Source organism: Halopiger thermotolerans (assembly GCF_054654555.1).
In genome coordinates, this window is record NZ_BAAIEU010000001.1 from 141033 (window position 1) to 161946 (window position 20914).

The window sequence follows — 20914 nt, forward strand, 5'->3', positions numbered from 1 at the left end:
TCTGAAACCCGGACGAAAACAGGTACAACGCCGGAATCAGACGCAGGTCGGCTCGAGCCGGACGCCGCGCTCACAGCTCCGTGATCGCGATCCCGTCCGGCTGGAGGACGATGCCGACCTCGTCGGTGCCGCGCTGGAACGTCTCCTCGTGGGCCGCGATATCGTCGACGCCGGCCCCGACCTCGAACCGATCGGCGTCGGGCAGACATTCGAGCGTCCGCCGCTCCTCCTCGCCGAGTTCGAAGTCCTCGAGGAAGAGGATCTCCTCGTCCGAGCGGACGCGGACCCGGACGAGCGCCGCACGCGGCAGGTCATTCTGGACGACGACGGACCCGCTGCCGCCGTTGGAGACGAGGTTGCGCGCGTTTTGCGCGGCCCGTTGGAGCTTTCGTGCGGCCGGCTGGAGGGCCGTCATCCCGGTCATCCGGTCCTGCAGTTTCTGGAGGTCGTCCGAATCCGATCGGTACCCGACGACGGCCGCGCCGACCAGCGCGACGCCGAGCAGCGACACTGCGAGCAGCGCCACCGGAGAACCGCCCGGGGAGACGACGTTCAGGGCCGATCCGACGAGTCCGGACTGCGAACTCTCAGTCGGCTCGACCGTCGTCGTGTCCCTGACGGAATCGTCGTCCGTCGTCACGCCGTAGGAGTAGGTCCCCGTTTCCGCCGGCTCGACCGTTTTCGACACCGTCCGTTCCTCGTCGGGTTCGAGGGAGACCGCCTCGGTCGCAATCGGTTCGTCGTCGAAGGTGAGCGTCACGCCCTGCGTTCCGGCTGCGCCGCCCGTATTTCGAATCGTCGCGGTAACGGCGGACTTCGCGCCATCAGTTCCCGCGTCGACCGACACGTTCCGAATCTCGAACCGCGATTCGTTGTCGCGAATCTCGACCGTCCGCACCTCGCGCGCGTGAGTCGTCGACGCCACGAGATCGAGGTTCGGCGGCGCGTCCTCGGTCACGTCGAACGTGATCGTTTCCGTGAATGACTCCGACGGTTCCAACGGCGCCGAAGCGGTGTACGTGCCGTCCGACTCGACGGCGTAGGGGTTCGTGTCGACCGTCAGCGTCTCCTGCCCGGGCGTCTCGCCCCGGTTTTCGACGGTGACTGTTGCCGTCAGCTGTCCGTTTCGCGCGGCGGGATCGGTTACCTCGTCGAAGGTGATGACGGTCTCCTGGTCGAGTCCGACCGGTTCGGCCCCCGCCGGCGTTTCGATGGTCGCGTTCGCGATCGGCGGCGCAGACTCGCTGAGTTCGTGCGTGAACGTCGCGTTCGTCGCCGAGGAGCCGGCGAGCGTGATGTTCCGCCGGTCGACCACCGTTCCGTCGGCCGTGAGATTCGCGGTGAACTGCGTCTCGCCGCCGGGGATCTTGCCGCTGTACCAGAAGATCGCCGACACCTCGAGCGGTTCGGAGAGGGCGCCGACCGTCGTGTCCGTGACCTCCGTCCGAATGTTGTGATCGCGCTCCAACCGGGAGACGACCGGGACGGTCGTCGACGCCGAATCGGTCGGACTCGAGACGCGAACGTCGACCTGCGGAACGTCGTCGCCGTCGGTCTCGTAGGTGAACGTCTCCGTCGCCGTCGCATCGGGGGCGAGCGTGACGACGTTCGTGCGGACGTCGGTGCCGTTGATCGACAGGGTGATCGGATACTCCTGCGTGCCCTCCGGAACGGTTCCGAACCGATCGAGGTGGGCGGTTACCTCCAGGGCGTCCCCCTCGACCGTTCCGGCCGTCTCGAGATCGACGACCGCGGCGCCCGCGGCCCCGACCTCGACGTCCGCGGCGTCCGAGTTACCGTCGATGGCGAGTTCGACCTCGTCGATCGCGTGATCGCCGCGCTTGGTTTCGTACTCGAGGACCTCGCTGATCCGCTCGCCGCCGCCGATGTCGATCGTCCGGGTGACCGTTTCGTGCGGCGCCTCCGCGTCGAGCAATCGGAGGGTCACGTCCCGTTCGCCGCTGCCCCACGCTCGGTTCTCGAAGGCGGCCGCGATTTCGATGGTTTCGCCCTCGTCGGCGTCGGTAACGTTCTGGATCGTCGGGTGGATCTCCGTTTTCCTGTAGTCGGGGTACTTGATCGGCGTCCCGTTGACCACGACGTTCGTCCCACCCGCTTTCGTTTTGACGTAGCCGTCGGACCGGTCGACGACGATCGTGTCCTCGATCGAGCCGCTGTCGCTGAGGACGACGAGGTCCGTCCCGTTGTTGATTCGCGCGATCGGCGGCCCGTCGTCGCCGACGGTCGCGACGGTTCCGTCTGTCGTCTGGACGACCGGATAGTCGTAGTCGCTGTCCTTGCCGACGACGAGTCGCTTCCCCTCGCCCGCGGTCTCGACGTACGGATCCGACGGCATTCGATCCGCGACCGCGGCCGTGACGACGTGATCGTCCTCGAGGCGGACGACGACGTCGTCCTCGTCGGGCGTGTCAGCGTTCGGCTGACTGAAGGCGACGGAAGCGGGCGCCCGCTCCCCGCGCGTATCGAATCTCGAGGACGGCTGGGACGATGACGGGGGCGCGGAGAGTTGCACCGAACCGTCGGCGTCGACGGCGGCGGTACTCGAGAGGGCAGCCGGATCGGAGACGCCGTCGGTTCCGGCACCGCCGCCGGCGACGCCGCAAAGAAGAACGCCGCCGCCGAGCACGAGGGCGACGAGGACGAGCGACGGGACGTGCGGTCCGGACGCGGACGAAGACGGGAGTCGATCGCGAAGGTGCCGACCACGGAGGCGCGGAGCGGGAACACCCAGTTCGGCCAGAAACGAAAGTGAGGAGCCGATCAGCGCGCGGATAATCGAGGTCATGTACATTAGGGCGGCACCAGTCTGTGGGAAGGGTTCGGAGAGGAGCATAATATACTCTCTGGCAGAACTTTCTCCGCCAGCGGAATGTCGCGTCCCCTTTCGCGGACCGTTAGCCGGGACGGCCGACGCGCTTTTCACCTATTGGTGTGACGGTATCGTAAAGATGCCAACGGGTTCCGAGCGTGCGCGTAGTAAGTCGGAAACCGAGCGCCGGTGTCGTCGCGACCGCGGATCGACGACACCGAAGACGGGCGCTCGGTCGGTGCTGAATCGACGACAGGCCCTCGCCGGTATCGGAGCGCTCGCACTCGGTACCACCGCGGGTTGTGTGAGTTCGGCGAAACGTCTCGCGGGTGCTCGCGTCTCCGTCGAACCGGAGGCGCCGGCGAACTGGGACGACGAACGAGGGACGATCGCCGACGCTGGCGATGAGTCGGCCGACCCGTCGGCGACGGCCGGCGAGTTCTATTTCCTGCTCGAGGAGAACGGTATCACCGTCGACGAACTGTACGAGGACACCGGATCGAACGATCTAATTCTGTTCTACGAATCGGACGCCGAAACGCCCGGGGAGTCCGACCAGGAGATCGGGATGATCTATCGGATCTTCAAGGACGGGTTCGTCGCTCGGGGCGGGAATGTCAACTACCTGTACACCGAGATCGTTCCCGAGAGCCGCTTCGACGGACAGGTCGGCGGCTGGGCCGTGAACTCGCAGTGGGCCGAGAAACACGCGGCCGACGAGGCGAGCGCGATCGCGGTGTGGAACAAGATCGCGGACACGAAAGTCTACGAGGACGAAGGGAAGGAGTTCTCGTCGGGGACGAACGCGACCGAACCAAACGATGAGTCCGGAACGGCCGATCGGAACGCGAGCGACGGATCGACATCCGAGGCCGAATCGTCCGGCGGAGACGACGGCGACGGCGGGAGCGACAACGAGAGCGACGGCAGACCTAACGAGGAGTGATATGGCAGGACAATCCCTCGAGACGAGTCGGGGACGAACGAACCGCTACGTATCGACGGCCGAACGGACGGGTGCCGAGTCGGCGAATCGCACGGCCGGGCCGAATCCGACCGCGGCCGGGCGGCGGCCCGCTTCGAACGGGTGATTCAGCACGATGACGTTATTCGAACTCGAGCGCAACGCCGAATTCGAGCAGCTCATTACGCATTTGACCGAGAGCTCGAATCCGAACATTCGGCGTCGGTCCGCAGAGATACTCGGTAGTCTGGAGTCCGAAGCGGGCGGGAATCGGTACCCGCGAGACGAGGTCATCGACGCGCTCGTCGACGTCTCCCAAACCGACGACGCCGACGAGGTCCGGGCGGCGGCCATCGACGCGCTGGACCAGTACGGCCAGGACGCCCTCGAGCAGTTCATCGGGGAGATATCCGGCCAGGACCTCGACGAGATCGCGGAGTGGAAGAAGGCGAAAGTGCTGGCTCGCGGCCTGCAGGCCGACCGGCCCGAGTTGCGGATGGCCGCGGCGACCGGTCTCGGACGGATCGGCGAGGACAACGTGGTCAGGGCGCTGGTCAACCAGTTGGACGATCAGGATCCGCGGGTTCGAAAGCGGGTCGCACGCGCGCTCGGGCGAATCGAATCCCCGGAACCCGTTCCGGCGCTCTCGAAAAAGCTCCACGAGGACCAGTACGGCGTCCGGGTCGAAATCGCGTACGCACTCGCGGACATCGGGACGGACAACGCCCTGCGGGAGCTGATCGACGTCGCCGACGACGAGGACGAGACGGTCCGCCGGATCGCCGTCGACGCGTTAGGTCGGCTCGGCAGCGTCGAGGCGGTCGAGATCATCGCGGGCGCGCTGCGCGACGAATCGGACGCCGTTCGACGGACGGCCATGTTCTCGCTCGTGCAGTTGCTCTCGGAGGCGCCCGCGTCGGCCAGCCACAAGGTCCGCGAGAAGATCGTCGGCGAACTCGAGCAGGCCAACGCCAGCGAGGCGATCGAGCCGCTGATCGAGATCCTCGATCGGAGTTCGGAGACCGCACAGCGGCGCAACGCCGCGTGGCTGCTCGGTCGGATCGCCAACGAGGAGTACCGGCAGGCGGCACAGGACGCGCTGATCGAGACGCTGGCCGACGAGGACGAGATGACCTCCAAGTTCGCCGCCACGAGCCTGTCGCTGCTCGAGGGCGGCGAACTCGAGCAGCGGTTGCTCGAACTGGTCGAGGACGACACCAAGGACGAGGAGATGCGCGTGAAGGCGCTGTTCGTCCTGGGGAAAATCGGCGGCGAGCAGTCCCGAAACCGACTGTCGTCGTTCGTCGACCGCACCGAAAGCGACCGACTCCGGAAACGGGGGTTCTCCGCACTGTCGAAACTGGGCGGTGCGGGCGCGATGAGTGGTGACTTCGCATGAGCCGATCCGAACAGAAACTCGCGGACGTCACCGGCAAGTTCACCCAGGTGATGCGCGACGGGCGCAAAATGTCCGACACCAACTGGTCGAACGGTCGGATCGTCCTCTCGAACAAGCGGCTGGTGATCGCGAGCAACGACGGGAAGACGACGGTACCGCTCTCGGAGATCAAGTCGATCAAGGGCCGCTACGACGTCAACCAGACGGTCGCGAAGGTCTCGGACTACATCAGCATCAACACCGGCGCGGATGTCCACCTGATCTCGATGGCCGAGGTCAACGAGTTCGAACTCCAGATCCAGAAAGCGATTCTGGACGGCGAGATCGTCCTCATCAAGCATCCGGCGGTCAAGGGCGGCGTCGTCCAGGACACCGACTGGAGCAAGGCCCGCGTCAAGGTCGACACCGGCGTCGCGAACTTCGCCGTCGAGAACGGCTCGTTCGTCCAGATCGAGGTCGACGACGTCGGCACGGTCGAAAGCGAGGAGCGGACGATCCTCTCGAAGGAGCGGCCGGTCATCGAAGCCGAACACACCGAGGACGGCTCGAGCGTCCAGACGTACCTCTCGGGCGGCTCGCAGAACTGCGCGGTCCTCAAGTCGGTGCTGGACAAGGGCGCCGAGAAGAACGCCTCGCAGATCGACCTCTCCGGAAAGGAGGAGGAGGTGCTGATGGCGATCTACTCCGGCGTCTCGCCGTTCGAAGTGCCGGAGTTTCTGGACATCGACACGGACGAGGTCGAGGAGATCTACGAGCGACTGATCGAACTCGACGTGCTCGAGGAAGTCCGGGTACGACGGGAGGTCGCGTTGAAACCGCGCGGCCGGAACATCGCGAGCGAAGCGATGAACAGCAAGTAGTGGGTTTCGTTTCCGGCAGTGGTGGTGTCTCGGTTCTCCTACTCTCGAGCGGCCAGCTCGAGCACAGCGATTTCGGTGTGCTCGAGCCGTGTAGGCAGAAACTGTGAAAAGGAAGGCATCGGCCGACCGCTACGCTGAGCGCGTCCGTTTCCGAGATAGATCGATCGGTCGACCGCGCGTACGTTATTCTTCTTTGAGATAGCTGACGTCGCGCTCGAGCTCGTACCCCTGAGGCACGCCGACGGTCTGGAGGCAGTCGTCGCAGAGCGGTTTCGCGTACGATTTGTTGTGGGTCTTGCCGAGGACGTTCGCGTCGTCAAGCGAGATGAGTTCGTCACAGCGGCTGCATTCGACTTTGGTGCCGTCGACGATATTCATGCGGAGAGTATCGTCGGAGGGGGCAGATAAGTATCCCGGCCGACGGTGAGAGGAGAAACCGAACGACGGTCGTTCGGCCAACAAACCTAAATACACGATATCGATATCGGCCACTAAGTTTAAATTGTGTTCTGATCGGCGAGTAGAGTTAAGTAATGTCAATTTCGGCAAGTAGACTTAATAACAGGTAGTCAGAACGTGTCCTCACTGCCCCGGCATCCGCCGGGTGCAAGACCAATACATGTTCGAACACACAGACGGAGACCGCGGTCAAGTGGGGATCGGTACCCTCATCGTGTTCATCGCGATGGTGCTGGTCGCTGCGATCGCCGCAGGCGTCCTTATCAACACGGCCGGCATGCTGCAGACGCAGGCAGAAGCCACCGGTGAAGAATCGACAAGTCAAGTGAGCGATCGACTCGAGATCGTTAGTACGTCAGGGACTGTTACTGATAATAATGTCACTGACATCGAGTTCGTGATGGCAATGGCGCCCGGATCGAACCCGATTGATCTTAATAAGACTACAGTCCAATTTATTGGAGCAGGTGGTGAAGAGAGCCTCGCAACGAAACACGACAAGAATGGCATCAATATATCAAACATTCAGGGTGTGTCGGAGCCTGCAGTTAATCCTGTTCTGACAGACAGCAGTGACCGACTTAAGCTGAATGTTTCCTTAGTGGATGCTGACAGTACTAGGGAAGAGATAGACTATCCTGAATTAGAGGAAGGAGACCGTGTATCGGTCACCTTCACGACGGACTCTGGCGCAACGACGCAGGAGGAAATCCGCGTCCCGACGACGATTACGAACGACGATAGCTCGGTGAGGCTCTAACGATGTTCAGTAACGAACCAACAGATCGAGGTCAGGTCGGTATCGGGACGCTCATCGTGTTCATCGCGATGGTGCTGGTCGCTGCGATCGCCGCAGGCGTGCTGATTAACACTGCCGGCATGCTGCAGACGCAGGCCGAAGCGACGGGTCAAGAAAGTACAGATCTCGTTTCCGAACGAATTGATGTGACCAGTGAGGTCGGTATTGTCAATGACACAGAAGATCCATCCAACCTCTCGTCGATCAATATCACCGTAACCGGTGCGGCCGGTGCTGGCGAGATTGACCTGAACGAAACGATCATTCAAGCCGTCGGTCCAAATGGACAGGAAACACTTACGATGAATCGCTCGGATAGGGCCAACGTAAGTAAGTTGCAGAGCGGTGAGTTTGCAGTTCTTGATGAGGACGGTACCTTTATGTCCTCTGACCAGGCTGTCCTCACCGAAGAGAATGATGACTTTACATTAGTCATGAACCCAGACACGTCACCGTTTGGTGATGGCGATGCGACGTTCGGCGAAGGCGATGAGTCGTCGTTGAGCATCGTTTCGCCATCTGGTGCAACCACGGAGGTCGAACTCCGAGCACCTGATCTGTTCACCGACCGTGGCGGAGCGGTCCAGCTCTAATTCGGCGGCATCGATTAACTATATTTTTCGGATACGATTGACTCGGTAGCCGATTGTTCTCAAAGGGTTCCGTCGAGCAACGGTAGTGGCAACCACTAACTCGACCGGTTCGAACCTCTGATCAGCAACTCTACGGTAAATGGCCAGAGCGCTTTTAAGAATCTGTTACATCAAGAGAATACAATGGGGTTCAGTACGAGCGGCGCTATCATCGTCATACTCATCGGCGTTCTCGTCGCCTTCAGCGCCATCGTCCCCACCGTCTTCGGTATCACCAGTACGACCGGTGATGCGTTTTCGACGAAGAGCGAACACTTTCGCGATCAGACGAACACGGAGATCACCGTCGAGTCGTTCGAGGCGATCAACGAGTCGGGATCGGTGACGGGTGCACTCCTCAACGTTACCAACGACGGTGCGACGTCGTTGTCCGTCGAACGGACCAATATCGTCGTCAACGGCGAGTATTATCCGACCAACGCTTCCGACGCGGAGACGACGATCATCGCCAACGACAGCACTCGCTCGAGCAGTAATATCTGGTCTCCGGGGACAGTATTGCAGGTCGAGATCGACAACGCGAAACTCGAGAGCGACGCCGAAATCACCGGCGACGGGGATCGCGTCAAGATAACGACCGAGCACGGAGTCGCTGCGACGGCCGAGATCAACGGAGGGGCCTGAGAGATGTCGAGCGTCACGGCGACCCACCTGATCATGTTCATCGGGAGCCTCGTGATCGCCTCGGCGGTCGCAGGGACGGTAGTCATGGAGGTCAATCAGGTGAGCGACTCGATCGAGACGCGCGGCTCGGCGGTCGCCGAGGAGATCGAGACCGACATCGCGATCATCAGCGACGAGTCGCAGTCAGACGCGATCGTCAACCAGACGAACGAGACTGCGACGGTCCTGGTGAAGAACATCGGCGACCGGGACGTCCCAGCCCACCCGAGTTACGTCGACGTCCTCGTCGACGGCTCCTACGATCCCGTGACGAGCGTCGAGCGCGTCGACGCCGACAGTAACCGCTGGGCGCCCGGCGGGGTCGTCGAGGTGACCGCATCGTTCGGGGACCAAACCGTCCACAACGATACGGAGATCACCGTCATCGTCAACGGGAACGAGGACAGCATCGACATCTACGTGTAGTGAACTAAATGCACACGAGTACCCTGGCAGCCGCGACGGCGACTCAAACACAGACTGGAGGAGACAATGAGTATACTCGATGACGACGACGAACTAGAGGACGACAGCGCCGACGATGACCTGCTGGGCGGTGCCGACGACGATCTGATGGGCGGCGAAATGGGATTCGCCGACGATAACGAAGGCGGCTCCGACGACGAGGAGCTGTCCTACCGCCTCGACGAGATCGAGAAGGAGATCGACTCCCTCGAGGGGAAGGTCGAGACCGTCCGCGGCGAAAACGAGAAGATCAGCGACTCGATCCAGACGGTCGAGCGGAACGTCGATCGGCTCGTCGATATGTACGAGATCGTCACGCAGGGAATTAACCCCTTCGTGGGTGATCAGGAGATCGGCGACGCGTTCGAGACTGCGACCGGAGACGGCGGCGTCTTCGGGGGCGACGATCCCGCCGACGACATCGACGACGATATCACGGACGCCGAAGCGGAGGATTTCCTCGACGATGACATCGAGGACGACGACGAGGACGACTTCGCGGCCGACGAGTTCGACGACGGCGAAGTGATCGACGACCCGCTCGAGGAGGACGGCGACGGAGACGACGACGGCGACGATGACCCGCTCGAGGACGATCCGTTTGCGGAGGAGTTCGACGAGGGGGACGACGATGACCTCGGGTTCGATGATGACGATGACGACGACGAGACCGAAGCGGACGAGGCCGATGTCGCCGGGCTCGAGGAGCCAGCTGATCCCGAACCCGAGCCGGTAGCGACCGAGGACACGATCGATCAGCCCGCGGACGACCCGGACGCAACCCAGTCAGCATCGGAGACGGTCGCCCCCGGCGAGAACGGTGAGATGGGCGACCCGCCGTATCTGGTGCGCCATCCCTCGCGAACCGACGCGGAACTCGTGACGATCGAGTGGCTGCAGTACCTCATCGAGACCGCCGGGATGGACGGCGCGGCCCGGACGATCGCCTACTACGAGTCGATCGACTGGATCTCCGACCCCGTCGAAACGTACCTCCAGTCGCTGTTGAACGGGTTCAGCGACGGACCCGTTGCGGACGACGAGATCGAACCGCGGTCGGTGCTGACCACCGACGAGCACAAGCGGAGCCTGCAGTACATCGCGAACATCGCGACCCCCGAGAAATCGACGGCGCTGTCCGTCGACTCGCCGAACGACGCCGGCGCGGCCGATCGGTCGTCGGAGTGACGACTGGTCGGGAGGCCAGAAGTTTTGTATGGAGTGCATAAGTACGTAGCGCGTACCCGGCGGTCCGCGTCCGCGGCGAAGAGCCGGCAGCGAAGACCGACGAGAACGGAGATCTAAACCTCTATGGGGATTACCGACCGTACTGCGGGGGCAGCAGACCTCACGAAGTCCATCATTCAGGCGTACGACGAGATGGAGCTTCCGACGAAGGTCTACCTCCCCGCGATCCTGCTGCCCGCGGTACTGATCTTCCTCGGAACGATCGTCGCGGCGGTCGTCGTCGATCTGTTCCTGTTAGCCAGGCTGCTGCTCCCGGTGCTCGGACTGCTGATCGTCCTGGCCGCGATCGGGTATCCGCGACTCGCCGTCGACAGACGCCGCGTCGAGATGGAAAACCGGTTCCACCTCTTCGTGATTCACATGACGGTGCTGTCGACGACCAACATCGACCGGATGGAGGTCCTCCGCCAGCTCGCCAAGGAGGAGGAGTACGGGGAACTGGCGGACGAGATGCAACGCATCGTCGATCTGGTCGACGTCTGGCACCTGAGCCTCGACGACGCGTGTCGCCGGCGGGCGAAGGCGGTTCCGAGCGAATCCGTCGCGGACCTCTTAGAGCGGATGGCCTACACCCTGAGCGCCGGTCAGGAGTTGGCCGAGTTCCTCCAGCAGGAGCAGGACGTCCTCGTCGAGAAGTACTCGACCGTCTATAGACAGTCGCTCAGCAACCTCGACGTCCTGAAGGACCTGTACCTCTCCCTGATCATCTCGACGACGTTCGCGCTGGTGTTCGCGATCGTTCTCCCGCTACTGACCGGCAATAACCCGACGATCACGGTGAGCATCGTCATCGTCATGTTCACGTTCGTCCAGATCGGCTTTTTCTTCGTTATCAAGGCGATCGTCCCGGACGATCCGATCTGGTACCTCGAGGAGGGGTACCGGACGCTGACCAAGAAACTGCTGCTCGGCTCGACGGTCGTCGGCGTCGGGGGGAGCGTCCTGCTGATCGGCGTGCTGGCGTTGATGGTCTTCGGCGTGCTCCCCGGTGCGGGGTTCGTGAAGTCGCTCCCGATGTTGCTGTATATGCCGATCTCGACGACGCCGCTGCTGATTCCGGGCGTCGTCTTCTGGCACGCGGAGCGAAAGACGTTCAACCGCGACCGGGAGTTTCCGAACTTCATCCGGGCGCTGGGGACCAGCGAGAGCGCGAAGCAGAGCACGACGTCGGAGGTGCTGGCGACGCTTCGCGAGCAGGATTTCGGGCCGCTGACGGAGAACGTCGACGACCTGTACCGCCGGTTGAACATGCGCCTGAGCACCGAGAAGTCCTGGCGGTACTTCACCGGCGACGCCCACTCCTTCCTGGTCCAGAAGTTCAGCGAGATGTACCTGATCGGTCGGGAGATGGGCGGCGGCCCCAAGCGACTCGGCGAACTCATCAGCCAGAACATGAGCGCGATCGTCAACCTGCGCGAGGAGCGGAAACAGCAGACGACGACGCTCGTCGGCGTCATCTACGGGATCACGGCGGCGGCGTCGTTCGCCTTCTTCATCGGGCTGGAGCTGGCGGCGATGCTCTCGAGTTTCGATATCGACACGCAGGGACAGGTCATGGCCGGATCGCTGATCCACACCGACCAGTACAACATCTACGTCCTGCGGTATCTCATCATCCTCGTACTGATCTTCAACGCGTTCATCTCGTCGCTGCTGCTCCGGGTGGCCGACGGCGGCCACTTCGGCAACTCCTACATCCACTTCACGGCGCTGCTCTGGATGGGGGCGGTCACCGGCACGATTACGGAACGGCTGATCGACGTGATCATCACCGTCGACCTGTGACGCGGGGCGGCCGCAAGAACGATCAGGCCGCCGGCGGAACGAACGATGCAATGCTCCCCGACCCGCACGCACACGTCAGCCGTGCCCGCGGCATCGAATCGATCCAGAGCGGCCTGTTGCTGTTCGGGTTTACGCTCCTGCTTGCGCTGTTTATGGGAGCCGTGGTCTTCCTGAACGGATCCGGCTGATACCGCGAAAACGCGAAAAAACGAAGCGGCCGCGACGCCTCACTCGAGCGCCTCGAGCAACTCCCCGAGGCTGTTCGACTCGTCGAGTCCGTGTTTGGCCATCGCGGTTCGAACCTGCGCTTCGGTGAGTGCCGGCGTGAAGTCGGACTTCGAGAGCAGCAGCGACGCCGCGCGGTTCGTCGGCGTGTTCCGGGAGACGTGGCGCGCGTACCAGAAGACGAGGCTGTTGAACGTACCGACGACGTCGTCGGAGGTCATCCGGTGTCTGACCGTGTCGTCGCCGAACCGCGAGACGATGTCGATCGCAAAGCGGGTGTCGACGCGCTCGAGTTCGTCCGCGAGCAGCGACCGGGCGGCCTCGGGGCTCCGGACGCCGTCCGCGGGTGCGGAACCGCGGCGGTCGGCCGCCCGAGCGGCGGATTCGTCCGGGCCCGCGTCCGCCGCGGGAGCCGGTTGCTCGCCGCCGTTCGACGGGGACGCGGGGGCCTGGGACTGCGACTGGGATTGGGTCTTGGACTGCGGAAGCGACTGCGACGACGCCTCCCGCTCGTCGGGAACGTTCGGCGGCCGCCGATCGGCGGAGACCACGTATCGCCCGTCGTCGATCTCGTCCACGTACGGGCTCTCGGTGAAGTCGAGATCGTCGGGCGAGAGGGCACCGCTCGCGTCCGCCGACGACTGTCGTTCGTTCGGGAGCACGGGCGGAACGTCGGCCTTCTCTTTTGGATCGCCACCCTCGTTACCTGTTGTCATTGGCTGCCAACTCTAGGCGGCTTTCGCGCCGAACAGAAAGAAACCTTTGTTGGATTCCGACAGCGTCTTCCGTGAACGAAAGTACAGATAGCCATAATTACTTAATAGGTTGGTTCATATAGCTTTCATCGATGACTACTCGTCGCAGCCCGCATCGAGACGGTAATTTCTGGTCTGGAGCGTTCGCCAGCCTCGACGGGCTGCGAGCAAACGAGCGGCGGGGCCGGTGGTGAGTACACCATGTTATTGTCCATAATCGGGAATCTACTCGGCGACGGTGACGAGCAGAGTACCGACGGAAACGACGGCGGTGGAAACGACCTGATGGGCGGCGACCTGTCCGGAAGCACGAGCGACGAAGGGCTGATGCCCGGCGCGAACGACTCGAGTTCGGACGGCGGTGACGACATCCTCGCCGACGGCAGTAACGGCGGAATGGGCGGTATGGACGACATGGACGACATGGGCGGCGACGACGACCTGCTGGGCGACGACGGCGGAATGGGCGGCATGGACGACATGAACGGCGAGATGTCGCTCGACGGGATGGACGGCAGTGGGGGCGATGACGGCCCCTCCAGCGAACTCGAGTCCCGCGTCGAGGAGATCGAAAACGACGTCGGCTCGCTCTCCTCGACGGTCAACACCGTCCAGAGCGAGAACGAGAAGATCAGCGACTCGCTCGAGGAGATCGAGGAGGACATCCGCAAACTCCTCGAGGTCTACGAGATGGTCACCCAGGGCGTGAACCCGTTCGTCGAGGGCGACTCGCTGAGCGACTCCTTCGAGCACGGCAGCGGCGGGGGCGGCGGCGGGGGCGCCCAGGGGTCGGGCAACTTCGGCGGCGAAAGCCTGTTCGACAGTGACGTCGAGGAGGAGGAAGACGAGGAGATCGACGAGGACATCGCGAACGCCGAAGCCGAGGACTTCCTCGACGACGGCATGGACGAGATGGACGACGGCGGAGACGACGTCGAGTTCGACGACGTCGGGATGGACGACGAGTTCGACGAGATGGACGACGGCGGAGACGATCTCGAGTTCGACGCGGCGGAGGAGGACTCGAGTTCGAACTCGAGTTCCGACGCGGCCGAGGGGGACCTCTCCTTCGACGAACTGAAATCCGAGTACGAGTCCGGCGACGCCGACTGGGACGAGGGCGCCGCGAGCGACGACGGTGCCGACGAGTCCGAGGACCCGTTCGCGGAGGCGGACGAAGGTGGCGACGCGCTCGAACTCGACGACGGAGCCGACGAGGAAGGCGAGGACGATCTGTTCGCCGAGGACGCCGCAGCTACCGGCACCGATGCCGGGGATACCGGCGATGCCGAAACGGCCGCGACGATCGACGACCTCGAGGGCGACTCGACCGGCCCCGAACCCGCCGGCGACATCGCCTGGGACGACGGCGGCCGACCGTACCTCGAGTCGATCCCCTCGGAGTACGACACGCAGTTCGTGGTGATGGACTGGCTGGACTACCTCGTGAGCGAAGCGGGGCTCAACGGCGCCGCCCGAACCATCAAGTTCTACGAGTCGATCCGGTGGGTGAGTTCGCCGGTCGAGGAGCACCTCCAGACGACGCTGAACGGGTTCGGCGGCGGGCCGGACGTCGAGGAGCCGGAGCCGCGGTCGGCGCTGGGCGTCAACCACAAGCGGAGCCTCTGGCGGATCAGCCAGATCAAAACGCCGGAGAAGGAGCGGACGCCGTTCGACGAGTGGTTGGCCCAGGAGGGGCTTGACGGCCTCGAAGGAGACGTTGCGGACGCCGACGGAGACGCCGCCGACGAGGACGGCGAACTCTCGATCGACATCGACGGTCCCGAAGACGCTACCGACGACCTCGAGGTCGACGCGGTCGACGACGAGGACGGCGACGAAGACGCCGACGTCGAAGCCGATGCTGATGCGGCCGACATCGCCGACCCCGGTACCGCCTCTGACTCAGTCACTGACACCGACACCGACGGCGGTTCGGGCGAGGAACTCGTCTACACCGCCGTCGACGACGTCGACGGCTCAGGGTCCGACCGAATCGAGACCGAGGCGGATGCGAGCACGGACGCAACCGCGGACGTGCACACGAACGACCCGCAGCGAGCGGCCGACGACGAGTCCGGCGATGCGACCCTCGAGGACGGCGAGGGTGAGACGGAGACGAACGGCGCCCAGAAGATCCTCATCGACGAGTCAGGGTCGGAGTCGACGTCCGAGGGCGACGCCGGCGCGCCCTCGAGCGCCGACGCCGGTCGCGGCCGAGAGACGGCGCCGGAGGCCGTCACCGAGACCGGGACAGGGGCCGGGACCGACGCCGTCTGGACGGACGACACCAATGCGACCGTCCTCCGCGAGAACCGCGCCGTCGACGACGAGTTCAACGCCGACAACGGCCAGATGATCTGGGTCGACTCGGACGTCGTCCTCTCGGAGGCCGGCGCCGACCGCTACAACGCGGGCGGCTACGCTCGCGCGGCGGATGGGGAGACGGCGGACCGAGACGGCGACGACTCCCTCAAACCGCTTTTCATCCCGGACGAGGAGGGGAACCTGACGATCGAACCCCTCCAGTTGCTCCTCGTCCACGACGACGAGACCGAGCGGAACTGATACACTATGAGCAAGATCAACAATATCTTCTCTATCGGATTGGACGACCGCGACCGGCTCAACAAGGAGCTCGGGGGCGGTATTCCGACTGGCAGCATCGTTCTCATGGAAGGCGACTACGGGGCCGGCAAGAGCGCGATCTCCCAGCGGTTCGCCTACGGGCTGTGCGAGACGGGCAAGTCGGTCACGTTCCTCTCGACGGAACTCGAGGTACAGGGCTTTATCGACCAGATGGACTCGCTGAACTACAACGTCGAGGAACACCTCCTGTTCGAGAACATGCTGTTCCTCCACGGCGACTTAGACAGCGGGGGCGTCCTCTCCTCGAACACCGACGAGGACAACCGCCAGGATCTGCTGACAGATCTGATGGAGGAGGAGACGCTGTGGTCGGCCGACATCATCATCATCGACACCTTCGACGCGATCCTCCGTAACGATCCGAAGTTCGAGGCGCTGGTCCGGCAAAACGAGGAGCGCCAGGCCGCCCTCGAGATCATCTCCTTTCTCCGCGACATCATCTCGCAGGGGAAGGTCGTCGTGCTGACGGTCGACCCCTCGACGGTCGGCGAGGAGGCGATCGGGCCGTTCCGATCGATCGCCGACGTGTTCATCGAACTCGAGATGATCGAGGTGGGCAACGACATCCGGCGGCAGCTGTTCATCAAGCGGTTTGCGGGCATGGGCGAACAGGTCGGCGACCGGGTCGGCTACTCGGTCCGGTCGGGAACGGGAATCGTCATCGAGAACCGGAGCGTCGCCTAAGACGGTGGTCGCCGCATGACGGAAATGGGGACGCCGAAGCCGTCCGACGAGCTTCAGGAGATCGCCGCGCGCCGCCCGCACCTCCGCGAGCACCTCAAGAAGTTCCGGCAGATCACCGGCGAGTTCCCGATGTTGATCGACGAGCCGACGGCCGAACACGAGGTCGCGCACCCGAACGTCATCTATCCGGTCGGCGGTCCGATTTTCAGTCACGTCTACGGCGACGTCGGGACGAAGATGCAGTACTTCGCCGTCGAGCCAACGCTCTCCGAGGAGGAACAGGAGGTCTTCGAGAACGTCAAGGACTCCCTGCTTCGCCGCAGTGCGACCAAGAAGGCCCCCGAGAAGGACGCCGAGTACGACGACCGGATCGAGGAACTGCTCCGGGAGACGACCCACATCAAGGGCGAGGAGACGGACAACCTCCTCGAGGAGCTGAAAGTCCGGTTCCACCCCGGCATCGAGGAGGTCCCTCAGGAGACCTACGAGAACATCCGCTACCGCCTGAATAGGGACATCGTCGGCCTGGGCCCGCTCGAGCCGATCATGCGGGACCCGGAGAACGAGGACATTCACGTGATCGGCCCCAACGAGTGTTACGTCGATCACGGCGTGTTCGGGATGGTCGAGACGTCGGTCGATTTCGGGTCCCAGGAGGAGTTCGACCGCTGGCTCTCGAACATGGGCGAGCGGATCGGCAACCCGATGACCGACGCGGAGCCGATCGTCGACTCGACCCTGCCCGACGGGTCGCGTCTGAACGTCATCTACAGCGACGACGTGAGCGTGAAGGGGCCTTCGCTGACGATCCGTCAGGGCGACGAGGTGCCCCTTTCGGTCACTCAGATTACCAACTGGGGGACCCTTTCGCCCGAACTGGCCGCGTACCTCTGGCTCTGTCTCGAGAACGAGCAGACGGTGTTCGTCGTCGGGGAGACGGCGTCGGGGAAGACGACGACGCTGAACTCCATCATGTCGTTCATCCCCCGCGACTCGAAGATCTACACCGCGGAGGACACCGCCGAGGTGCTGCCGCCCCACGACACCTGGCAGCAGCTGTTGACTCGAGAGAGCCAGAGCGAGGACAGCGTCGACGTCGACATGTTCAAACTGGTCGAGGCCGCCCTGCGTTCCCGCCCCGAGTACATCGTCGTGGGTGAGGTTCGTGGCGAGGAGGGTCGGATGGCGTTCCAGGCGGCCCAGACCGGCCACCCGGTCATGCTGACCTTCCACGCGAGCGACATCGTCTCGATGATCCAGCGCTTTACCGGGGACCCGATCAACGTCCCCGAGACGTTCATGGACAACGCCGACGTGGCGCTGTTCCAGAACCGCGTCAAGCAGGGCGACGACGTCCTGCGCCGGGTCACCTCGGTCCAGGAGATCGAGGGCTACTCCGAGCAGATGGACGGTGTCGTCACCCGCCAGGTGTTCTACTGGGACCCCGTCGAGGACGAGATCGTCTTCCAGGGGATGAACAACTCCTACGTGCTCGAGGACCAGATCGCGACGCTGCTGGGGTACGCCGAGACCCGGGACATCTACGACGACCTGCGGTTCCGCGCCGACATCATCGAGCGGATGATCCAAGAGAATATCCTCGAGTACCACGAGGTCAACTCGGCGATCGAGTCGTTCCAGCGCGACGGCGTCGAGGGGCTGCCGTTCCACATCACGCGGCCGGACTAGCGACCTGAACGAGCTCCGACGGACGCGCGGAGACGGGCCGTCGGTAATACCTAAATGCTAAGATAATTCACGAGAGAGGGAAGGGTATGACCGAGGACGTCGTCGCCGATTTCACGGGGCGGTTCTTTTTCAATCGCGGCGGAGGGGGAGACGGGACGCCGTTTAACGGCCGGATCATCACGACCGAAAAGCGAGTCGTGCTCGTGACCGAGGACGAGAAGAAGACGATTCCGCTCTCGCGGGTCGTCGACGTCAACGTCGGCTCCGTCCCGAACCACGTCAGGCAGTTCTTCGACGATACGGTGACGATCGGATACAAGACCGACGAGGGAACCCGCAGCGCGGTCATCGAGAGCCGCGGCGAGTCCGTCGAGGAGTTCGTCTCGCTGCTGTTTCGCTGCCTGCTTGACGGCCGCAAAGCCGCCGTCCGCCATCCGGCCCGCGTCGGCGGCCGCGTCAAGGACACCTCGGTCGTCCCGGGGAAGATCGGCATCGACGACCGCCGGATCGAGGTCCGCTCGAAGGCCGGCACCTTCAGCTTCGACGTCGAGACCGTCATGGAGATCGACCGGACCAATCGGATCGGCGAGAGCGACGACCGCGTGACGCTGGTCGTCAAACACATCGACCGCGACTCGGGGCTGACCCAGACCTCGCTGATCGCCCCCTCGAGGAGCCAGTACGTGAACCTGCTCGCCCGGTTCCTCCGCCTCGAGTTCGACGAACTGCGCGAGGAGGTCGCGGACCTCGAACTCTCGAACCCCGAAAAGCGGGTGCTGGTCGGCGTCCACGCGACCGGCGGCGACATCGACTTCACCAACATGTTGGACGGGGATCCGACCTACGTGACGAACGTCTTGAACTCGGTTCAGAACAAGGGGCTGATCGTCGAGAACGGCAACGAGCTGTCGCTGACGGCGAAGGGGCGGATCATCGTCAGCGAGCGCATCGAGGACGTCAACGCGGGCGGGACGCTCGATCAGCTGGATCGGTAACGTCGCGGTTTCTATATTCTCGCACCGAGCGATACGCGAGTACCGCGCGAATCAGCGGTAGAAAAACGAGGGCCGGCTACCGGTCGAACAGTTCGTCCGGATCGATGCGCGTGTTCTCGGAGTTCTCGACGAGCAGATCCGCGAGCGCCTGCTCGAGTTCGTCCCGCCGCGGCAAGGCGAGCATCTGGCAGGTGAACACCTGGTCGCTGTCGGTCTGGATGCTCGAGTCGAGCATGAACGCGTGATCGTCGGTCTCGGCGATCTTCGAGGTGATCGGGCTCATGATCGACGAGCCGGTGTCGGCGACGAACTCCGGGGGCTGGTGTTTGATCTCGGCGTCTAAGACGTTCGCCCAGCCGTCGATGAAGCCGCTGGTCATGATGTTGCCCAGTTCCTTGAGCGCCTCCTGCTCCATGCTGCCCCACTGTTCGTCGGTCTCCATGGGCACCAGCGAGTCGACGACCGCCCGTCCGGAGGGCTGGTCGAACAGGATGATAAGGAAGCCGCCGAGTTTCCCCTCGAATTCCATGACGTTGCCGACGTAGCGCTTGTTGCCGACCTCGTGGGGGATGTCCTCGATCGGCACGAGCGTCAGCCGACTGACGTTAACGTTCGTGTCGATGCCGGTCATCGAGGTGATGTTCGCTGCGGCCTTCTCGGCCCCCTCCTTGGTCATGTCCGTAAAGACCTCGAGTTTCTCGAAGGAGATGCCGTCCTCGGCGCGGGGCGTGAGCGCGCGCTCGAGGGAGGTCGAGTCCGGTACGAGAAGGATGCGGAAGTCGACGGGTTCGTTGACCGAGCCCTGCGAGGCTTCGACGCGACTGCGGAACACGAGCAGGTGAGTGTCCTCTTCCGTCGCCGACTGGGGCAAGACGTCGACGCCGGTGCCCTCGATGTAGTCCGGCGGCGAGTTCTTGATCTTGGCGTTCAGGTAGTTCGCCCAGCCGTCGACGAACCCGCTGGACATGATGTTGCCGACCTCCTTGATGCTGCTCTTTTTCTTCTCGGGGTCGTCGGCCGGGACGAGTTCGTCGGTGATCGCGCGTCGGCCCCGTTCGTCGAACGCGAGGACGACCTCACCCGCGATTTCGCCGCTCAGATCGATGTTGACGCCGGCGAACTCCGTGCCGATGAACTCGTACTGCAGGTCCGACGCGGACATCAGCGACACGTTTGTCACCTGGACGTTCGTGCTGATTCCCGTCAGCTGCGAGAGGGATTCGGCGGCCGACTGCGCACCGTCGTGGGCGAGCTCCTGAAAGGTCTCGAGTTCTCGAATGTCGATTTCCATGGCGACTTACCCGGCCACGATGCTGTTGAGTTCCTCGAGCACGCTCTCCTTCTGGAAGGGTTTCGTGATGTAGCCCTCGGCGCCGGCCTTGATCGAGTCTTTCATCTGCTCGGCCTGCTCGACGCTGGTGCACATGACGACCTTCGCGTCCGAATCCATGTCCGTGATCTCGTCGGTCGCCTCGATTCCGTCCTTGATCGGCATGACGATGTCCATAAAGACGATGTCCGGCGATTCTTCCTGGTAGAGTTCGACGGCTTCGACGCCGTTCTCGGCTTCCCCGACGATGTTGTGATCCTCCTCGAGGATTTCGCGGAGGAGATCCCGCATGAACCCAGAATCGTCTGTAATCAGCACGTCCATGAACGGTCCAATACACCAAGATGACTTAACAATACTGCCCGAATGAACAACTTCGTTACTGGTACGAGTGCAGAGAAAATAGGGAGTTTCGTGGTTTAGGAGAGGGCGTGTGGCTGGTCGGTCGAGCTGAATTCAAGG

Annotated in this window: 19 protein-coding genes; 14 read left to right on the plus strand and 5 right to left on the minus strand. The window is 63.3% G+C overall.

The window, feature by feature from the left end; all coding sequences use genetic code 11:
• Positions 1-70 precede the first annotated feature (70 nt).
• On the minus strand, positions 71-2806 hold the full coding sequence (locus ACYQ26_RS00765) for a CARDB domain-containing protein (protein ID WP_459806385.1): 2736 nt from the start codon (positions 2804-2806) through the stop codon (positions 71-73).
• Between the two features lie 328 nt (positions 2807-3134).
• Between ACYQ26_RS00765 and ACYQ26_RS00770 the strand changes: the two genes are divergently transcribed.
• The 3 genes from ACYQ26_RS00770 to ACYQ26_RS00780 all read left to right on the plus strand — a co-directional run bounded on the left by ACYQ26_RS00770 (position 3135) and on the right by ACYQ26_RS00780 (position 6053).
• The gene (locus tag ACYQ26_RS00770) at positions 3135-3776 is read left to right on the plus strand and encodes a DUF8159 domain-containing protein (protein WP_459806386.1); all 642 of its coding nucleotides are present in this window, start codon (positions 3135-3137) and stop codon (positions 3774-3776) included.
• A gap of 154 nt (positions 3777-3930) precedes the next feature.
• A complete protein-coding gene (locus ACYQ26_RS00775; RefSeq protein ID WP_459806387.1) occupies positions 3931-5193 on the plus strand; it encodes a HEAT repeat domain-containing protein in 1263 nt (420 codons plus the stop codon).
• Positions 5190-6053 carry a CheF family chemotaxis protein gene (locus tag ACYQ26_RS00780; protein WP_459806388.1) on the plus strand — a complete coding sequence of 288 codons (864 nt, stop codon included), beginning with the start codon at positions 5190-5192 and terminating at the stop codon, positions 6051-6053. The genes ACYQ26_RS00775 and ACYQ26_RS00780 overlap by 4 nt, the downstream gene beginning before the upstream one ends.
• A gap of 183 nt (positions 6054-6236) precedes the next feature.
• Here ACYQ26_RS00780 and ACYQ26_RS00785 read toward each other — a convergent pair whose 3' ends face one another.
• Complete coding sequence (locus ACYQ26_RS00785; RefSeq protein WP_459806389.1) at positions 6237-6431, minus strand: hypothetical protein; 195 nt, start codon at positions 6429-6431, stop codon at positions 6237-6239.
• Positions 6432-6672: 241 nt separating this feature from the next.
• Here ACYQ26_RS00785 and ACYQ26_RS00790 point away from each other — a divergent pair, with 241 nt between their 5' ends.
• From ACYQ26_RS00790 to ACYQ26_RS00820, 7 genes are all read left to right on the plus strand, one after another.
• A complete protein-coding gene (locus ACYQ26_RS00790; RefSeq protein WP_459806390.1) occupies positions 6673-7272 on the plus strand; it encodes a flagellin in 600 nt (199 codons plus the stop codon).
• Between the two features lie 2 nt (positions 7273-7274).
• Positions 7275-7904 (plus strand): flagellin, encoded by a 630-nt coding sequence (locus ACYQ26_RS00795; RefSeq protein WP_459806391.1) that lies wholly within the window; start codon positions 7275-7277, stop codon positions 7902-7904.
• A gap of 183 nt (positions 7905-8087) precedes the next feature.
• On the plus strand, positions 8088-8588 hold the full coding sequence (locus tag ACYQ26_RS00800) for a flagellin (protein ID WP_459806392.1): 501 nt from the start codon (positions 8088-8090) through the stop codon (positions 8586-8588).
• Between the two features lie 3 nt (positions 8589-8591).
• A complete protein-coding gene (arlG, locus tag ACYQ26_RS00805; RefSeq protein ID WP_459806393.1) occupies positions 8592-9053 on the plus strand; it encodes an archaellum stator protein ArlG in 462 nt (153 codons plus the stop codon).
• Positions 9054-9119: 66 nt separating this feature from the next.
• Positions 9120-10280: a FlaD/FlaE family flagellar protein gene (locus ACYQ26_RS00810; RefSeq protein WP_459806394.1), complete on the plus strand. Its 1161-nt coding sequence runs from the start codon at positions 9120-9122 to the stop codon at positions 10278-10280.
• A gap of 123 nt (positions 10281-10403) precedes the next feature.
• A complete protein-coding gene (gene flaJ, locus ACYQ26_RS00815) occupies positions 10404-12125 on the plus strand; it encodes an archaellar assembly protein FlaJ (protein ID WP_459806395.1) in 1722 nt (573 codons plus the stop codon).
• Positions 12122-12313 (plus strand): hypothetical protein, encoded by a 192-nt coding sequence (locus ACYQ26_RS00820; protein WP_459806396.1) that lies wholly within the window; start codon positions 12122-12124, stop codon positions 12311-12313. Before flaJ ends, ACYQ26_RS00820 begins: the two co-directional genes overlap by 4 nt.
• Before the next feature lie 39 nt (positions 12314-12352).
• Here ACYQ26_RS00820 and ACYQ26_RS00825 read toward each other — a convergent pair whose 3' ends face one another.
• Entirely contained in the window at positions 12353-13066 is a 714-nt protein-coding gene (locus tag ACYQ26_RS00825) for a DUF7500 family protein (protein ID WP_459806397.1), read from the minus strand.
• A 240-nt stretch (positions 13067-13306) separates the two neighbouring features.
• Here ACYQ26_RS00825 and ACYQ26_RS00830 point away from each other — a divergent pair, with 240 nt between their 5' ends.
• From ACYQ26_RS00830 to ACYQ26_RS00845, 4 genes are all read left to right on the plus strand, one after another.
• Positions 13307-15673 carry a FlaD/FlaE family flagellar protein gene (locus tag ACYQ26_RS00830; RefSeq protein WP_459806398.1) on the plus strand — a complete coding sequence of 789 codons (2367 nt, stop codon included), beginning with the start codon at positions 13307-13309 and terminating at the stop codon, positions 15671-15673.
• Positions 15674-15679: 6 nt separating this feature from the next.
• Entirely contained in the window at positions 15680-16438 is a 759-nt protein-coding gene (gene arlH, locus ACYQ26_RS00835) for an archaellum protein ArlH (protein WP_459806399.1), read from the plus strand.
• Between the two features lie 15 nt (positions 16439-16453).
• Positions 16454-18127: a type II/IV secretion system ATPase subunit gene (locus ACYQ26_RS00840; RefSeq protein ID WP_459806400.1), complete on the plus strand. Its 1674-nt coding sequence runs from the start codon at positions 16454-16456 to the stop codon at positions 18125-18127.
• Between the two features lie 86 nt (positions 18128-18213).
• Entirely contained in the window at positions 18214-19122 is a 909-nt protein-coding gene (locus ACYQ26_RS00845) for a CheF family chemotaxis protein (protein ID WP_459806401.1), read from the plus strand.
• A 76-nt stretch (positions 19123-19198) separates the two neighbouring features.
• On the opposite strand, the gene ACYQ26_RS00850 is transcribed toward ACYQ26_RS00845, so the two are convergent.
• Together ACYQ26_RS00850 and cheY are read right to left on the minus strand one after the other, a co-directional pair.
• Positions 19199-20413 (minus strand): chemotaxis protein CheC, encoded by a 1215-nt coding sequence (locus ACYQ26_RS00850; RefSeq protein ID WP_459806402.1) that lies wholly within the window; start codon positions 20411-20413, stop codon positions 19199-19201.
• Between the two features lie 6 nt (positions 20414-20419).
• Positions 20420-20776, minus strand: coding sequence for a chemotaxis protein CheY (gene cheY, locus ACYQ26_RS00855; RefSeq protein WP_459806403.1), 357 nt, complete (start codon positions 20774-20776; stop codon positions 20420-20422).
• Positions 20777-20914: the final 138 nt, after the last annotated feature.

Bases quoted from the DNA above. Each gene is read 5' to 3' on its own strand.
- ACYQ26_RS00765 (WP_459806385.1), bottom strand. From the start codon at position 2,806: ATGACCTCGATTATCCGCGCGCTGATCGGCTCCTCACTTTCGTTTCTG.
- ACYQ26_RS00775 (WP_459806387.1), top strand. From the start codon at position 3,931: ATGACGTTATTCGAACTCGAGCGCAACGCCGAATTCGAGCAGCTCATT.
- ACYQ26_RS00780 (WP_459806388.1), top strand. From the start codon at position 5,190: ATGAGCCGATCCGAACAGAAACTCGCGGACGTCACCGGCAAGTTCACC.
- ACYQ26_RS00785 (WP_459806389.1), bottom strand. From the start codon at position 6,431: ATGAATATCGTCGACGGCACCAAAGTCGAATGCAGCCGCTGTGACGAA.
- ACYQ26_RS00790 (WP_459806390.1), top strand. From the start codon at position 6,673: ATGTTCGAACACACAGACGGAGACCGCGGTCAAGTGGGGATCGGTACC.
- ACYQ26_RS00795 (WP_459806391.1), top strand. From the start codon at position 7,275: ATGTTCAGTAACGAACCAACAGATCGAGGTCAGGTCGGTATCGGGACG.
- ACYQ26_RS00800 (WP_459806392.1), top strand. From the start codon at position 8,088: ATGGGGTTCAGTACGAGCGGCGCTATCATCGTCATACTCATCGGCGTT.
- arlG (WP_459806393.1), top strand. From the start codon at position 8,592: ATGTCGAGCGTCACGGCGACCCACCTGATCATGTTCATCGGGAGCCTC.
- ACYQ26_RS00810 (WP_459806394.1), top strand. From the start codon at position 9,120: ATGAGTATACTCGATGACGACGACGAACTAGAGGACGACAGCGCCGAC.
- flaJ (WP_459806395.1), top strand. From the start codon at position 10,404: ATGGGGATTACCGACCGTACTGCGGGGGCAGCAGACCTCACGAAGTCC.
- ACYQ26_RS00825 (WP_459806397.1), bottom strand. From the start codon at position 13,066: ATGACAACAGGTAACGAGGGTGGCGATCCAAAAGAGAAGGCCGACGTT.
- ACYQ26_RS00830 (WP_459806398.1), top strand. From the start codon at position 13,307: ATGTTATTGTCCATAATCGGGAATCTACTCGGCGACGGTGACGAGCAG.
- arlH (WP_459806399.1), top strand. From the start codon at position 15,680: ATGAGCAAGATCAACAATATCTTCTCTATCGGATTGGACGACCGCGAC.
- ACYQ26_RS00840 (WP_459806400.1), top strand. From the start codon at position 16,454: ATGACGGAAATGGGGACGCCGAAGCCGTCCGACGAGCTTCAGGAGATC.
- ACYQ26_RS00845 (WP_459806401.1), top strand. From the start codon at position 18,214: ATGACCGAGGACGTCGTCGCCGATTTCACGGGGCGGTTCTTTTTCAAT.
- ACYQ26_RS00850 (WP_459806402.1), bottom strand. From the start codon at position 20,413: ATGGAAATCGACATTCGAGAACTCGAGACCTTTCAGGAGCTCGCCCAC.
- cheY (WP_459806403.1), bottom strand. From the start codon at position 20,776: ATGGACGTGCTGATTACAGACGATTCTGGGTTCATGCGGGATCTCCTC.